This window comes from Anaerosoma tenue (assembly GCF_023161965.1).
GTDB classification, from domain to species: Bacteria; Actinomycetota; Coriobacteriia; order Anaerosomatales; family Anaerosomataceae; genus Anaerosoma; species Anaerosoma tenue.
This window is the reverse complement of record NZ_JALNTY010000002.1, coordinates 261,234-275,691: the sequence shown is the minus strand read 5'-3', so window position 1 is coordinate 275,691 and position 14,458 is coordinate 261,234. Positions and strand designations below refer to the sequence as shown.

Here is a 14,458-nt window from a genome sequence, read left to right as displayed (position 1 = left end):
AGGGAGGCAGACATGGCCGAGAAGACGCCGCTTGTGGGCATCATCATGGGATCCAAGAGCGACCTCGACGTGATGCAGGGATGCGCTTCGCAGCTCGAGGAGTTCGGGGTCCCGTACGAGCTCCTCATCGCGTCCGCGCATCGGCAGCCGGCCAAGGTGCACGACTGGGCGGCTGGTGCGGCCGATCGGGGCATGCGGGTGATCGTGGCGGCTGCCGGCAAGGCGGCGCATCTCGGCGGCGTGGTGGCTGCCTACACGCCGCTGCCGGTCATCACGGTGCCGATGAAGACTTCGGACCTCGGCGGGCTCGACTCGCTGCTCTCGATGGTCCAGATGCCCACCGGTGTACCGGTGGCGTGCGTCGCCATCAACGGGGCGAAGAACGCCGCCATCCTTGCGACCCAGGTGCTTGGCGTGTCCGAACCCGAGTATCGCGATCGGATCGTGGCGTACAAGGCGGCGCTCGCCGATGCGTAGGCTGGGGGCCATCGTCCCCTTCATCCTGGTGATCGTGGCGGTCTTCCTCGGCTTCGCGGCGGTGGGCGGTCCGCTGGGGGAGGCGGCCTACGACATGGCGCTGTCGTTCGCCGATGGCGCCTCGATCCAACAAGGCGATGCGCTTACGGTGCTCATAGGGATCGACGTCGTCGCTGTCATCGGGGCGTTCGTGATCTCGCTGCTGGCAGGGACGTCGGTCCCGTCCGGTCTGCCTCACGTGGCGTTCGGCCTGTTCGTGCCCCTTACGCTGGCTGCGGGGCAGGCGCGGTTCTTCGAACTCGCGGGAGACACCGGGGGCCTCGCCGATGCGTTCGGCGGCTACAACTTCGCGGCGATGCTGGTGCTCACGATCGCGGCGGCGGAGGCCGGCGTGACGCTCGCCCGGCGGCGCTCGGAGCGCCGTACGGCCTGAGGTCCTCGGACCGCAGCGGCTATCAGCTGTCTGTTCCGGCTTCGCCGATGAAAGGACCCACCACGTCGCTGGTGACCCAGCCGCCGTGGAACCTGCCCGGCTGGGCAGAGGCGACCTCGTGGCCCACGAGGCAGCGGTCCATCAGGCCGGGGAAGAAGGCCACGTGTCCCGCAAGCACGTCGTAGCCGTCGGCAGGGCGCGCATACGCCCATGCAGCCTCATCAGCCCGCTGTCCGCCCGCCGTGACGTGGAAGTACCGGGCCTCGCCCTTGAACTCGCAGTAGCTGAGACGCGGGCTGGGGGCCAGCACCCCCGGGCGGACGTCCTCGAGCGGTATGTAGTACGCGGGCGCGTGGCCGGTCTCGAGCACTCGTAGCGCATTGGTCGAGCTGGCGATCGTCTCGCCGCCGAATACGACCTGCACGCGATGCGGCGCTTTCTGTACGAGCGGCGGACGTGGATACTCCCAGGCCGATTCCTGGTCGGGGCGTGGCCGGGTCCTGTATGAGTGCATCGTAGGCATCCTTCGTTCGTGAATACACGTAGTTCGTACCCCTTCAGGCCCGTGGGGAGCCGTGCTCACGAGCGCGAAGTGCAGCATCGGTTCGGATGCACCATAATCACCATGTCTCGGTCCCTACGTTGGAGGTCCGCATCATGCCGCATGGCCCGTACGAGGACGTCAGGATCACCGGTCATCTCATCGACTCGGGGATCATGTCACGCATCATGGACGACATCGTCGCCCTCGACGGCGAATTCGAGACCTTGTCGTTCGACGTGGGCAGGACGAACGTCGACCCGTCGATCGCGGTCTTGCGGGTGCGCGCTGCCGATGCGGCACAGTTGGACGCGATCCTCGGCGAGATCGGGCAGCTCGGGGCCGAACCGGTCGACGCTGACGACGTGCGCACCGCCCCGGCCCCCGCAGACGGGGTCTTCCCGCAGGGCTTCTACGCGACCACGAATCTCGAGACGGCCGTTCGTATCGCCGGACGCTGGACGGGAGTGGCGGGCACGGAGATGGACCTCGGCATCGTCGTGGCCGACGGAGCAGCCCGTACCGTGGCGATGGCTGACGTGCGCGAAGGCGAGCATGTCGTGCTCGGCCATACCGGCGTGCGTGTGCGGCCTGTCGAGCGTCCCAGGGAGAAGCAGGAGTTCGAGTTCATGAACTCCGAGGTCTCATCGGAGAAGCCGAAGGCGCTCGTCATCCGCGACGTGGCGCACATGCTTCGTAAGGTGCGAGCGCGCGGCGAGAAGATCATCTTCGTGGTGGGCCCTGCGGTGGTGCACACCGGGGCCGCCGAGCATCTCGCCCGTCTGGCGAAGAGCGGCTACGTCTCGGTGATGTTCGGCGGCAACGCCGTTGCCACGCACGACATCGAGTCGGCGCTCTACGGGACCTCGCTGGGCATCACCATGGACGCCGGACGTCCCGCCGCCGGAGGCCACGAGCACCACCTGCGCGCTATCAACACCATCCGCGGGTGTGGGGGGATCCGCGGCGCGGTGGAGCAGGGCGTGCTCACCACCGGCCTCATGCACACCCTCGTGGAGACAGGGACTCCCTACGTGCTGGCCGGATCGATCCGTGACGACGGACCGCTGCCCGACGTGATCACCGACGTCCTCGAGGCGCAGCGCGTGATGCGCGCCCACTGCCAGGAGGCCGGCGCTTGTGTGATGCTCTCGACGATGCTGCATTCGATCGCCACGGGGAACATGCTCCCGGCGCGCGTCACCACGGTGTGCGTGGACATCAACCCCGCCGTGGTGACCAAGCTTGCCGATAGGGGTAGCTTCCAGACCATAGGCATCGTCACAGATGTGGGCCTCTTCCTCGAGATGCTTGCCGACGAGGTGGAGCGGCCGCATCTGGAGCGATAGCAGGCGGAGCGGCCGCAGGCGGAGTCGTCGCTGACCCAGCCGCTCCGGCGCGGATGTTGCTTGCATGACCGACGGCGAGAGGAGTGCGGGATGAGACACCGTGACGCCGTCGGACGCGCCACCGCAACGTTCGCGCTGGGTTGATTCTGGGAGCCCGACGCCCGGTTCGAGCGTCTTGACGGCGTTCTCGCAACGCGTGTGGGATACGCGGGCGGAACGACGCCGGATCCCACGTATCGTTCCATGGGCGATCACAGCGAGTGCGTGCAGATCGACTACGACCCTGCTGTGATCGGCTACAGCGACCTCGTCGCGGAGTTCTGGGCACAGCATCGGCCCACCGGCTCTCCGCCGCCGCGGCAGTACGCGTCCGTCATCTTCTACGCCGACGACGAAGAGAGGGCTGCGGCCGAATCGTCGCTCTCCGCCGTGGAGTCCGGGCTGGGTCCCGTGCACACGCGTATCCAGCCGATCGGCCCGTTCCACCTCGCCGAGAAGTATCATCAGAAGTACTACAAGAAGCGCGGGCTTGCCGGCCTGTGTGCGATCACGTCCCGGAGAGCGGCGGTATGAAGCGGTACGAGCTTGAGCGGAACGAAGGCGAGTGGCGGGCCGTCCTGTCGCCCGATCAGTACCGCGTGCTGCGGGAGTCGGGCACCGAGCCCCCGTTCAGCGGCGAGTACGTGGACACGGCCGACGAGGGCGTGTATCGCTGTGGGGCCTGCGGCAATCCGCTGTTCCGGTCGGAGACGAAGTACCACTCAGGATGCGGCTGGCCGAGCTTCTACCGCCCTGTCTCGGACGACGCCGTGGAGGAACTGCCCGACACGAGCCACGGTATGACCCGTACGGAGATCCGCTGTGCGAGGTGCGGCTCGCACCTGGGCCACGTGTTCGAAGACGGCCCCGAACCCACCGGTCTCAGGTACTGCATGAACTCCCTGGCGCTCGACTTGAACCGGGACGAGGGATAGGCCGTGTATCAGGAGAGCGAGATCGTCGACCTGCTGATGGTCGTCTTCCTCACGCCGATCATGGTGGCGAACGTCAGGGCGATCCACATCCCGGGCAAGCGGTGGTTCATCGGCGGGTACCTGGTAGTCGCCCTGGGATACGTGTTCACCGTTCTGGAGGGCTTCATCGCTCCTGAGGCGCTCAACATGGCCGAGCACCTGTCTCACGCCGTGATGGGCGCCCTGTTCTTCGGCGGGACGCTGAGCATGTTCAGGTCGGCACGGGCACGCGTCGCGGAGCAGCGATGAGCACGGTCGCCCTGTTCGACGCGACGGCGCTCGTGTTCCTCGCCGCGGCGTTCGTCCTGCTGGCGGCGACTCCGCCCCGGGACGACGGCATCAGCCGCGGACTCAAGTACCCGCTGCTCATAGGCCTCGGACTGCTCATCTTCGTCAGTCTCTCGAACGTGCTCGAACACGCGGGCATCACCCAGGTGCTGGACGAGTACGAGGATTATGCCGAGGTCCTGTTCGTGCCGCTCGTCGCGTACCTCCTGTACAGCAGATCGAGTGCGGAGCAGCTGCGGATGGCGGAGGCCGCCGAGCGCGAGATGCGCAGGGAGCATGAGTTGCTGATGAGCGTCGTGGAGACCACTCCCGCCGGCATAGTGGTGGCCGAGACAGGCGGCACGGTGTCGTTCGCCAACGATGAGGCGCGGCACGTGCTGGGCCTGCCGGCCCCGTCGTTCCCCGTGCAGGCCCCTGAGGCGGTGGCCGCCGACCTGACCGCGATCGTGGCGTCCGCTCCTGTTCGCGGGATCCGCTACAGGGGATTCGCTGCGCCCGAGGGCGCCTGGTACGCGGTCAGCGCTACGCCGCTCGGCGATCCGGTCGACGGAGCGGCGCGCGCGGTGGTGGTATTCCAGGACATCACCGATCGGGTCGCCGCTGAGCGGGAGCTCGAGCGATACCGGTGGGAGCTGGAGCAGCAGGTGGATCGTCGCACGGGCGAGCTGCTCGAAGCGAACCGCCAGCTCCAGCGCGCGAACATCTCGAACCAGCGCATGCTGGCCAACATGAGCCACGAGCTCCGCACCCCCCTGAACTCAATCCTGGGCTTCACTGATGTGCTGCTCCAAGGGCTGCCCGGCGCCCTGAACCAGGAGCAGCGGAGGCAGCTCGACTTCGTGCGCCAGTCGGGGCAGCAGCTGCTCGGGCTCGTGGACAACGCGCTCGACCTCGCGCGGATCGAGTCGGGCCGCAGTGGGATCACGCTTGCATCCGTCGACCTCGGCACTACAGTGCGGAAGGTCGTCGCTCCTATGGATGTGATCGCTGCCGAGCGGTTCATCGGGCTCGATTGCGTGTGTGATGAGGGTCTTCTGGTCACCACGGATGCCGACAAGCTCGGCCAGGTCGTGCGCAACCTCGTCACCAACGCGATCAAGTTCACCGATCCGGGCGGCACCGTCACGGTCTCGGTCAGCGGGGGCTCCGATGGCGCGACGGTCCGCGTTGCGGACACCGGTGTGGGCATCGCACCCGAGGACCAGAAGCGTATCTTCGAGCCGTTCGAGCAGGTGGATCTTGGCGGGACCGCCCATGGGACCGGTCTCGGCCTGGCCATCTGTCGCGAGCTGTGCCACCTGCTTGGCTATGAGATCACGCTCGAGAGCGCTGTGGGGCAAGGATCGAGATTCTCCATCCACGTGCCGCTCGACGCTGAACCGCACGATGAGGATCCGGCGGGCGGGAGCTCATGAGCACGGCACATCCCGATCTGCACGCATTCGGCCTCACGCCGGCCGTGACCGCGCTCGCCGCGGTGCATCCGTCGCACATGAGGCTCGGGCGCGTCGTACGTTCAGACCGAGGCATGGCGTTCGTGGCTACCGGGGAGACGCTTGTGGCCGCGCGTCCGTCCACGCGACTCATCAAGAGCGCCGATGACGGTGCTCTCCCGGTAGTGGGCGACTGGGTGCTGCTCGGCGGTGATGAGTCGGAGCCGCTCGTGGAGGTCGTGCTCGAGCGCATGACGGCCATCATGCGACGCGACCCGGGCAGATCGGCCCGGGTGCAGGTGCTCGCGGCCAACGTGGACACGGTGCTCGTGACACACCCGCTGGCCGACGCGCCTAACCTCTCGCGCATCGAGCGGGAGCTCGCGCTCGTGTGGGACAGCGGTGCGCAGCCCGTTGTGGTCCTCACGAAGGCGGATCTCTCATCCGACGCCGGGGCGGCACGGGCGGCGGTCGAGGGGGTGGCGCCCGGCGCGGATGTGCATGTCACCAGCACGGTGGATCATGACGGTATCGATGAACTGCAGGAGTACCTCGTGGGAGGTGGGACGATCGCGCTCATCGGACCGTCGGGCTCCGGGAAGTCTACGTTGGTGAATGCGCTTGCGGGGGAGGACATCCGGGCGACGCGCGACGTGAGGCTCTCGGACGGCCGGGGCCGCCACACGACCGTATCCCGGGAGCTCATCCCGCTTCCCGGTGGCGGTCTGGTGATCGATACGCCCGGTCTGCGGGCTGTCGGGATGTGGGATTCCGCCGAGGGGCTCGCCCAGGCCTTCTCGGACATCGAGGAGTTCGCCGCGGACTGCCGGTTCCGCGACTGCCGGCATGAGGACGAGCCGGGGTGCGCCGTGCGCGACGCCGTGGAGCGGGGGGATCTGCCCTCACGGAGGTTGACGAGCTTCCGGGAGCTCCAGGCGGAGATCGCCCACGTCAACGCCGAGATCGATGTCCGCTCCCGTCAGGAGAAGAAGCGCGAGGACAAGGTGCAGGCGAGAGCCATCAAGAACTACTACAAACAAGGACACGGGCACCGGTGATCCGGCGCCCGTGTCGGCGATGCGCGTCGTCTGCGTCAGGCTATCGTACGCGGTAGACGTCCCGGGCTACGAGAGCCGCGATCGCGAAGATCAGGTTGGCGGCGATCCATCCCATCTCGAGCGTGGATGTCAGTCCGATGCCCGCCCAGTCGGCGTATGAGTAGCCCGCATCGGTGACCGCGAACACGAACGCGCCGAGCGCGACCACCCACCATGGCCATCCCAGACGGCCGGCGCCAAGCTGTCTGATCACGAGTGCGAGCGCGAGTGCGGGCCCGAACATGAAGAACACGTCGCCCAGCGGATAGAGGGTGCTTACCACCAATCCCCAGAAGCCGAGCTCGGCCGTCCCTGCCGGGAAGATGTACGGCGCGAGCAGTCCCGCGTACACCGCTGCTCCCGCCAGGAGCGTGACGATACCCGCGATGATGACCGGCGTGCGGATCGGCGTGAGCTGCCGGTAGGAGCGTATGGCGAGGACCACGGCCGCGAGGAACAAGCCGTACTGCAGCACGTAGAACGGGTCGGCCAGACTGGGGTACGGGTCCTTGCCCAGGTGGAGCTCGATAATCGTCCAGATGATGTCGCCTGCGGCGAACGAGGCGACACCCAGACCGATGAGGAGCCACTGCTTCCCTACGCTCTGCCTGGTGCCGATGCGTACTGCGACGGTGATGATGATCACCGCAAAGAGCACCTGCAGAAGGGTTCCGAACCAGTAGGATGCCGCATACGCGGCGTCGCTGAGTGCGTCGTCATACATCAGGACGCTAAGGAACGAGTACACGGCTGCCAGGGCGATCAGCACGCCCGCGCCGATGTAGGTGGCCGGAGCGATGACGCTGCTCTTGCGTGCGGGAGAAGCCATCAGTTCCCCCTTTCCAGCTGCTGAAGCAGGTCGTCGATGACGGTTGCCGGCGCCACTGGGCCGAGTAGCCGGCGCATGCTTGACTCCAGTGCCGGCAGGTCCTCGTTGGTGAGCTCGTCCGCTGTCTTTCCGATGGAGAGGGCTGTCCCTCTCACGCACGTGTCGGCCACCATGGGTCCCACGTACGGACTGAGCGCCGCGATGACACGCTCTCGTAGTGTCGCCATCGATCCCCCCGTTCTCGATGTCAGTTCCGGCAGCCGATGATCGGACGGCAGACAAGCTGCAGCCCCCCGACCACACGGCTCCCGCTGGCACGACCAAAGCGAGTGTCGGCTTGGGGCCACCCCCTGTCAAGCGTGTTCGTGCCCCGGTCACTCCATCACAGCGGCGTGATACAGTGTTTGAACGGCCCGACGTCCGAGGAGAGACCATGCTGTCGATCGCGCTGCCCAAGGGGAGCCTGGAAGACCAGACGCTGCTGCTGTTCGCGGAAGCGGACCTGCCGGTACGCAAGTCCAGCAGGGCGTACAACCCCACGATCGACGACCCGCGCATCACCCGGGTGAAGGTGCTGCGGCCTCAGGAGATACCCATCTACGTGGCCGACGGGCACTTCGACCTCGGCATCTCGGGGCACGACTGGGTTACCGAGACCGGCGCCGACGTCGTGGAGGTCGCCGAGCTGCCCTACGCGAAGACCGGCGCGGGTGTGGTGAAGATGGTGCTCGCGGTCTGCGATGATTCGCCGGTGGGCACCGCCGCGGACATACCGCCGGGGAGCAGGATCACCACCGAGTTCCCCAACGTGACACGCGCGTTCTTCGAGCGCCTGGGCATCCCGGTCGATGTGCAGTTCAGCTACGGGGCCACCGAGGCGAAGGTCCCCGAGTTGATGGACGCGCTCGTGGACCTCACGGAGACCGGCTCGACCCTCAGGCAGAACGGACTTCGTATCGTCGAGGTCATCCTCGAGTCGACCACCCGGCTTCTCGCAAGCCGGTCGGCGTGGGAGGACCCCGAGAAGCGGCAGGCGATCGAAGAGGTGCGTACGCTGCTGCTCGGAGTGATCGAGGCGCGCGGCCGCGTGCTGCTGTCCATGAACGTTGCCGAGGACCGCATGGACGAGGTGATCGCGCAGTTGCCCGCGATGAAGCGGCCCACAGTGAACCGGCTGTACGGATCCAGCGACTACGAGATCACCACCGTGGCCGACAAGGCGACCGTGAACATCCTCATCCCGCGCCTCAAGTCGGCGGGCGCCGAGGATATACTCGAAGTGCCGATCACCAAGATCGTGCGCTGACCGTCGCGAGGCGGTCCCGCTGACGGGGAGGTTCTCATGAAGAAGCGGCTTGGGCCAAGCGACCGGCTCTACCCCATGCCGGTGCCGCTCGTATGCGGCGGCTCCATAGACGAGGCTGACGCGTGCGCAGTGGCCTGGATAGGCATCTGCGCCACAGCGCCACCCCGGTTGGCGATCGCCCTGCGCGAGAGCCGCCGGACGCTCGAGCTCATACGTATCTCCGGTACGCTCACCGTCAACGCCCCACGCGCGAGCGACGCCGCAGTGGTGGACTTCTTCGGCACGACCTCTGGTCGCGATCGGGACAAGTTCGCCGAGAGCGGCTGGACGCTCGAGCCGTCATCCCTGGTGGAGGCGCCGCGTATCGTGGAGTGCCCGTACCAGATGGAGTGCCGGGTGGTGCAGGAGGTCGAACTCGGCAGCCATGTGCTGCTGATCGCGGAGGTCGTGGAGAGCCATGCCGAGGAGGCGGTGCTCGACGAGACCGGGGGCAAGGTCGACGTGGCGGCGCTCGATCCGCTCGTGTACATCGCCGGTTCGCGGGAGTACCGGAGGCTGGGCGGGAAGGTGGCCGATGCGTACAGCGTGGGCAAGGCGGTCGGCCGCGAATGACCGCCCGGTAGAAGACCCGTGCGTGCCGTTGCTTCTCCCCGGGTGTTCAGAAGGGCGCCCGCGATGCGGACGCCCTTCCGGCGGGACTGATATCGGGGGGAATCGACCTCAGTCACTGCCCAGGTTGAGTGCCGCGTGCTTGAGGATCCTCTTGTTCTCGCACGCGGTCTTCTTCGCCCACTCGGGGGCGTTCTCGGAGTCTCCGTTGCCGATCCGCAGTTGCACGCGCACGTGCGTCTGGACCATGGGTTGCGGCTGAGCCTTCAGTGGCTCGACGGTGGATGTCTGCACCTGGCTCTTAAGCTGGATGCGCGTCTGGGTTTGCGTCTGGGTCTGCACGCACTCCTCCGGGCACGAGCCGTCCTCGACACACACACGATCCTGACTCTGGGTCTTGGCCTGCTCGGCGGCGAGCGCAGGAGCCGCAACCAGCATCACTACACAGACCGAAGCGATGAACGCTATCGTCCACTTCCTCATCGGGCACCTCTTCACACTCTGGGACACGGGTGACACATCCAGGGAAACGAGCATTGCGTACGACGGGTTACGGGTGGAGCGCACTCAAGCGACAAGTGGTCTGCCCGCTATCGATGCACGGCTCACCGCCCGGTAGCCGTTCCGCTCGTCTCGCCGGACGGCTCGCCGGATGACGTGGGATCAGAGGCCTGCCCGGCGTCCTGCGACCCGTTCTGGGCGCCGCTATCTTCCACCGGACCCTGCTTCTGAGAGCCCGTGCCGGTGGCCCCGCCCGATCCATCCTGTCCGCCGCCAGACTCCTGCCCGCTGCCGGACGTTGCAACGGCGTCATCGATCGCCTTGCGTGCCGCGTAAGGCGCATCCGCGCCGCGCTTGCGGATCCGCTGCAAGTCAGCCTCGTCGAGCGGACCCTCAGCCGAGGTCGCTTCGCGCAGGGCTTCGCGCAACTGGCCGATGGCCTCGTCCACGACCACGCCGGTCGCGCCCTCGGTGGCGAGCCGTGCGGCTTCGCCCGCACGCCTCTCGGCCAAACGGACAAGCACACGGTTCTCGAGTCCGCCGGGCGGAAGCACGGCCACGAGAGCGGTCTCGGCTCCCCGCTTGATCTGGTAGAGGAGATCGCCAGGCACCGACCGCTCGGCCGCGTAGGCGACGCCACTCGTGAGTACCGCGAATGCGGTCACCGCTACGGCGAGGCGGTGAGACATGATGGCGATCAGGCCAAGGTGCGAATCGGCGCGCACGTCGTGCATGACGCGCGCCCGGACCCGCTCGCGGGCCTCGTCTGGCATGGTCTCTGCCGAGCGGGCCATCGCGTCGGCCAGCCTGTCTGTGCTGTTGTCGTTCCTACGCGCCATCGTCGTCGCCCTCTTCGAGCATCCGTGCCAGCGATCTCACTGCCCGGTGCTGCAGCGCCTTGATCGCGTTCTCGTTCTTGCCGAGCGTCTGTGCCGTCTCTTTGATGCTCATGTCCCACCAGAACCGGAGCGCGATCACCAGAGCCTGCTCCTCGGTGAGCGCCCTCACCGCTTCCCGTACTCGCGCGGCATCGGCTGCCGCGATCACGGCTACATCCGGGCCCTCATCCGCTTCCTCCGGCTCCACCGCTTCTTCGGTGGGTATCGGCCGCCGAGCGCCGCGCCGGTACTCGTCAACCACGGCGTTCCGGGCTATACGGAACAGCCATGCCGAGAACGGCAGTCCCCGGTCGTCGTAGGAGCCGATCGCCTCCCATGCCTTCAGGAAGACGGCGGCGGTGATGTCCTCAGCGTCGTGTGACGAATCCGTCCTGGAGCGGACGAACGCGTAGACGCGGTCGGCATACTCGTCGTAGAGGCGGCCGAACGCCCGGGGGTCTCCGTCGCACGCGCGACGGACGAGCCGGGCCAGACGCCGGTCGGTCACCGCAGACACGTCTCTCCGTTTCGGTAGGGACAACGCTCGAAGCCCCTCCCACGTTACTGAGCGGACCGATATAGGAGCGAGTAGGGTTGTGCGCCTGCCTTATCCGCAGCCGCCGGGGACGGCGCACGGGGCCGCAGGCGATTTGCCCGCAAGCCGCTGCACCGGTATCGTCCGTGCCCTCTCGGGGTGGAGTATGCAGGTGAGGTCCTCGGCCATATAGTCGCCCTCACGCTGCCACGCCTTCGCGCGGCAGCCACGGCAGATGCGCGAGTACTCGCAGTTCTCCGGCGCGCAGATGCCTCCGGACTCCTGCAGGTCGATCTCATACAACGCCTCGGTGGCCTCGGCAAAGCTCATCTCGCGGATGTTGCCCACGGTCCAGTCCTGTGCGAACTGGCAGGGCATGATGTTCCCTTCCGAGCTCAGGTTCATGTGTCCCTTGCCCACAGGGCAGGCGCTCATGATCTTGAGGCGCTCAAGACCCTTGCTCACGTCCACGCCGCGCTCGATGAACCGCTCGGCGATGTAGGGGATCACCGAGGGGAGGGCGCCCACGTCGTACTCGAACTTGAGATCGGGGTCCAGCATGTCCTCGACGATGAAGTCGGCGAGTTCCCGCCACTGCTCCACCGTCACCCGCGAGTCGTCCTCGCCTTCGCTGCGGCCTGACGTGATGAGGTCGCAGATGTAGATCATGCCGCAGTCGTTGTTCTTGGCCATCTGGATGATGTCGAAGATGTGCGGCCAGGTATCCACCGAGAGCGCGGTCTTGAGCACCACGCCTACGCCCTCGGCACGGAGCGCCTTGATCGCGCGGAGCACCCGCGTGTGCGTTCCGGGAACGCCCACCATCTCGTCGTGGAACTGGGCCGGGCCGTACATGGAAGTCGCGATCCACCGCACGCCGTACTCCTTGAGGCGCTTGGCGGCGGCCTCGTCGATCATCGTGCAGTTGGTGGAGATCGTGGGGCGCACGCCCTGCTTGTTCACCTCGGCGAGTATCTCCCAGAAATTGGGCCGCATCATCGGCTCGCCGCCGGAGAGGAACACCACCGGCACTCCCGCCTCGCCCATGCGGCGGACGATGTCGATCGTCTCTTCATCCGAAAGCTCCTCGGGAAGGACGTGCGCATCCGCTGACATGTAGCAGTGGTTGCACCGCAGGTTGCAGCGGTTGGTGATGTTCCAGATGATGTCGCTCGGCCTGCCGAGTTCGGCGCACTTGAGCGCCTTGTTCTCGGCTTCGGAAAGCGGACCGTCGAAGAACAGCGAGCGAACGTGGGCCATAGCCGTGCCTCCTTGTGTGGAGCGATGAGTGCAGCCCCGTACCGGCGAGGCGGGTTAGCGAACCCTAACAGGGTAACACCGTGCAAGGGGTGAGCCAAACATCGGAGTCGCGTGCGCCAACGCTCCCCGGGCTCAGTCTCTCGTGCTCATACGCGCACGTCGCTGGTGCTTGCGAGCGAAGCGCCGGGCGGCCTGCAGCTTACGCAGGCGGGCACGTTCCTTGGGCGTGATCTTGCCCTGGGCGGCCTTCCGCGCTTGTTCGATCACTATGAATACGAACGGGCTCAGCGGTCGGCGCTCCTCGTGTGCGCTTGGTATCCTACGAGAAGGTACCCTATCAGAGGCCGTACATGCGGCGCCCGGCCGCTCTGCGGGCGGCGAGTCCTGCGGAAGCGGCCGTGACAAGGAGTGGCCATCAACGGAGCGACGGTCGCACCGATCCTGGTGAGCGCTGCCCTCCTGGTCGCCGGCGTGTTGGCGAGCAAGCTCTCATCGCGATTCGGCATACCAGCGTTGCTGCTCTTCCTCGTGACCGGCATGCTTGCCGGCTCCGAGGGTCCCGGCGGGATACCGTTCGACAGCCCGCTTGCCGCGATGGCGGCAGGCTCGGTGGCGCTCTTCCTGATCCTCTTCGACGGCGGGCTGCAGACCGACCTCAAGAACCTCTCACGCACAGTGGCTGTGAGGGGGGCGCTGCTCGCGACCGTCGGGGTTATGGTCACGGCGGGAGTGGTGGGCGCGTTCTGCGTGGTGGTCCTCGACATACCGTTGACCGAGGGACTCCTGCTCGGCGCCATCCTCTCATCCACAGACGCGGCAGCGGTCTTCTCCGTCCTCCGCTCGAGGGACGTCGGGCTGCCACCGAGACTCCGGACGCTCATCGAGTTCGAGTCGGCGAGCAACGATCCCACTGCTGTGTTCCTCGTGGTCACACTGGTGGCGTTCGCCGCTGGCGATGCTCCCGTGGGCGCGCTCGTCCCCCTGTCGTACCTGCTACGACTTGCGGGTGGCGGCGCGATAGGCTGGCTGTCGGGTGTCCTCCTTGTGCGGATTCTCAACCGCATCGATCTCGAGCATGACGGCCTGTATCCGGTGCTGACGCTCGCCGCGGCCGGCGTGGTGTTCGGGGTGGCCGAGATCGTCGGCACGAGCGGCTTCATGGCGGCCTACATGGCGGGGCTTGCGATGGCCGGGCGCGTGTTCGCGCACCGCCGGAGCCTGCTCCGCTTCCATGAGGGCGTTGCGTGGCTGATGCAGATCGTGATGTTCCTGATCCTCGGACTGCTCGTCTTCCCCTCCGAGCTGCTCGAGCACGCTGTGCCCGGGCTCGCGATCTCGGCTGTGCTCATGCTTATGGCGCGCCCGCTTGCGGTGATGGCGCTCCTCCTCGGATCGGACTTCTCACTCCGTGAGAGGGTCATGGTGTCGTGGGTGGGGCTACGGGGCGCCGCGCCGATCATCCTGGCAACGTTCCCGATGGTCGCAGGCCTGGAGACCGCGGGATCCATATTCAACACCGTGTTCTTCGTCGTGGTCTTCTCGGTGCTGATCCAGGGACCCACGGCTGGCCTGATGGCACGCCTGCTCAGGGTGGATGTCCCGGTCGAGCGCGTTGAGCGGCTGCCCATAGAGATCGACGGGGATGCCGCAACGGGGATGATGATCGCACGCCTGCACGTGGAGCCCGGCTCGTTCGCCGACGGGAGTCATCTCCTCGATGTGGGCGGGCCGCACATGCCGCTGGTGATCCTCATGCGGCGCGAAGGCCGGTACTTCATCCCCGGCGGGACGACCGTGCTTGCCGGGGGCGACGAACTGCACCTGCTCGGGACGGTCGAGATGATCGAGGCGATGCGACCGCATGTCTGCTGCGCGGCCCGCTGCGATCTCTAGGCGGGCGTCGATCGCT

Annotated in this window: 18 protein-coding genes; 11 read left to right on the top strand and 7 right to left on the bottom strand. The window is 66.9% G+C overall.

Features of this window, described 5'->3' with window-relative positions:
* Positions 1–12: 12 nt before the first annotated feature.
* Positions 13–477 carry a 5-(carboxyamino)imidazole ribonucleotide mutase gene (purE, locus tag MSB02_RS06340; RefSeq protein ID WP_267194392.1) on the top strand — a complete coding sequence of 155 codons (465 nt, stop codon included), beginning with the start codon at positions 13–15 and terminating at the stop codon, positions 475–477.
* Positions 470–910: a hypothetical protein gene (locus tag MSB02_RS06335; RefSeq protein ID WP_267194391.1), complete on the top strand. Its 441-nt coding sequence runs from the start codon at positions 470–472 to the stop codon at positions 908–910. The genes purE and MSB02_RS06335 overlap by 8 nt, the downstream gene beginning before the upstream one ends.
* Positions 911–932: 22 nt before the next feature.
* On the opposite strand, the gene MSB02_RS06330 is transcribed toward MSB02_RS06335, so the two are convergent.
* On the bottom strand, positions 933–1,424 hold the full coding sequence (locus MSB02_RS06330; RefSeq protein ID WP_267194390.1) for a DUF427 domain-containing protein: 492 nt from the start codon (positions 1,422–1,424) through the stop codon (positions 933–935).
* Positions 1,425–1,567: 143 nt separating this feature from the next.
* Here MSB02_RS06330 and MSB02_RS06325 point away from each other — a divergent pair, with 143 nt between their 5' ends.
* The 6 genes from MSB02_RS06325 to rsgA all read left to right on the top strand — a co-directional run bounded on the left by MSB02_RS06325 (position 1,568) and on the right by rsgA (position 6,592).
* Complete coding sequence (locus MSB02_RS06325; protein ID WP_267194389.1) at positions 1,568–2,800, top strand: ornithine cyclodeaminase, nickel-pincer nucleotide-dependent; 1,233 nt, start codon at positions 1,568–1,570, stop codon at positions 2,798–2,800.
* A 198-nt stretch (positions 2,801–2,998) separates the two neighbouring features.
* The gene (locus MSB02_RS06320) at positions 2,999–3,373 is read left to right on the top strand and encodes a peptide-methionine (S)-S-oxide reductase (RefSeq protein WP_407653151.1); all 375 of its coding nucleotides are present in this window, start codon (positions 2,999–3,001) and stop codon (positions 3,371–3,373) included.
* Positions 3,370–3,774, top strand: a complete 405-nt coding sequence (msrB, locus tag MSB02_RS06315) for a peptide-methionine (R)-S-oxide reductase MsrB (RefSeq protein ID WP_267194388.1) — start codon at positions 3,370–3,372, stop codon at positions 3,772–3,774. Before MSB02_RS06320 ends, msrB begins: the two co-directional genes overlap by 4 nt.
* Positions 3,775–3,777: 3 nt before the next feature.
* The gene (locus MSB02_RS06310) at positions 3,778–4,062 is read left to right on the top strand and encodes a hypothetical protein (RefSeq protein ID WP_267194387.1); all 285 of its coding nucleotides are present in this window, start codon (positions 3,778–3,780) and stop codon (positions 4,060–4,062) included.
* Positions 4,059–5,516 carry a PAS domain-containing sensor histidine kinase gene (locus MSB02_RS06305; protein WP_267194386.1) on the top strand — a complete coding sequence of 486 codons (1,458 nt, stop codon included), beginning with the start codon at positions 4,059–4,061 and terminating at the stop codon, positions 5,514–5,516. Before MSB02_RS06310 ends, MSB02_RS06305 begins: the two co-directional genes overlap by 4 nt.
* Positions 5,513–6,592, top strand: a complete 1,080-nt coding sequence (rsgA, locus tag MSB02_RS06300) for a ribosome small subunit-dependent GTPase A (RefSeq protein WP_267194385.1) — start codon at positions 5,513–5,515, stop codon at positions 6,590–6,592. Before MSB02_RS06305 ends, rsgA begins: the two co-directional genes overlap by 4 nt.
* A gap of 40 nt (positions 6,593–6,632) precedes the next feature.
* Here the strand turns inward: rsgA and MSB02_RS06295 are convergent, their stop codons facing one another.
* On the bottom strand, positions 6,633–7,460 hold the full coding sequence (locus MSB02_RS06295; RefSeq protein ID WP_267194384.1) for a hypothetical protein: 828 nt from the start codon (positions 7,458–7,460) through the stop codon (positions 6,633–6,635).
* Positions 7,460–7,687, bottom strand: coding sequence for a hypothetical protein (locus MSB02_RS06290; RefSeq protein ID WP_267194383.1), 228 nt, complete (start codon positions 7,685–7,687; stop codon positions 7,460–7,462). Before MSB02_RS06290 ends, MSB02_RS06295 begins: the two co-directional genes overlap by 1 nt.
* Before the next feature lie 206 nt (positions 7,688–7,893).
* Here MSB02_RS06290 and hisG point away from each other — a divergent pair, with 206 nt between their 5' ends.
* Together hisG and MSB02_RS06280 are read left to right on the top strand one after the other, a co-directional pair.
* Positions 7,894–8,766 carry an ATP phosphoribosyltransferase gene (hisG, locus tag MSB02_RS06285; protein WP_267194382.1) on the top strand — a complete coding sequence of 291 codons (873 nt, stop codon included), beginning with the start codon at positions 7,894–7,896 and terminating at the stop codon, positions 8,764–8,766.
* Positions 8,767–8,802: 36 nt separating this feature from the next.
* A complete protein-coding gene (locus MSB02_RS06280; RefSeq protein WP_267194381.1) occupies positions 8,803–9,378 on the top strand; it encodes a flavin reductase family protein in 576 nt (191 codons plus the stop codon).
* 108 nt (positions 9,379–9,486) lie between these two features.
* On the opposite strand, the gene MSB02_RS06275 is transcribed toward MSB02_RS06280, so the two are convergent.
* The 4 genes from MSB02_RS06275 to MSB02_RS06260 all read right to left on the bottom strand — a co-directional run bounded on the left by MSB02_RS06275 (position 9,487) and on the right by MSB02_RS06260 (position 12,549).
* Positions 9,487–9,858 carry a hypothetical protein gene (locus MSB02_RS06275; RefSeq protein ID WP_267194380.1) on the bottom strand — a complete coding sequence of 124 codons (372 nt, stop codon included), beginning with the start codon at positions 9,856–9,858 and terminating at the stop codon, positions 9,487–9,489.
* 122 nt (positions 9,859–9,980) lie between these two features.
* Positions 9,981–10,715: a hypothetical protein gene (locus MSB02_RS06270; protein ID WP_267194379.1), complete on the bottom strand. Its 735-nt coding sequence runs from the start codon at positions 10,713–10,715 to the stop codon at positions 9,981–9,983.
* Positions 10,705–11,271 carry a sigma-70 family RNA polymerase sigma factor gene (locus tag MSB02_RS06265; RefSeq protein ID WP_267194378.1) on the bottom strand — a complete coding sequence of 189 codons (567 nt, stop codon included), beginning with the start codon at positions 11,269–11,271 and terminating at the stop codon, positions 10,705–10,707. Before MSB02_RS06265 ends, MSB02_RS06270 begins: the two co-directional genes overlap by 11 nt.
* 90 nt (positions 11,272–11,361) lie before the next feature.
* On the bottom strand, positions 11,362–12,549 hold the full coding sequence (locus tag MSB02_RS06260) for a radical SAM/SPASM domain-containing protein (protein ID WP_267194377.1): 1,188 nt from the start codon (positions 12,547–12,549) through the stop codon (positions 11,362–11,364).
* A 408-nt stretch (positions 12,550–12,957) separates the two neighbouring features.
* Here MSB02_RS06260 and MSB02_RS06255 point away from each other — a divergent pair, with 408 nt between their 5' ends.
* Positions 12,958–14,442 carry a potassium/proton antiporter gene (locus MSB02_RS06255; protein ID WP_267194376.1) on the top strand — a complete coding sequence of 495 codons (1,485 nt, stop codon included), beginning with the start codon at positions 12,958–12,960 and terminating at the stop codon, positions 14,440–14,442.
* The last annotated feature ends 16 nt before the right edge of the window (positions 14,443–14,458 follow it).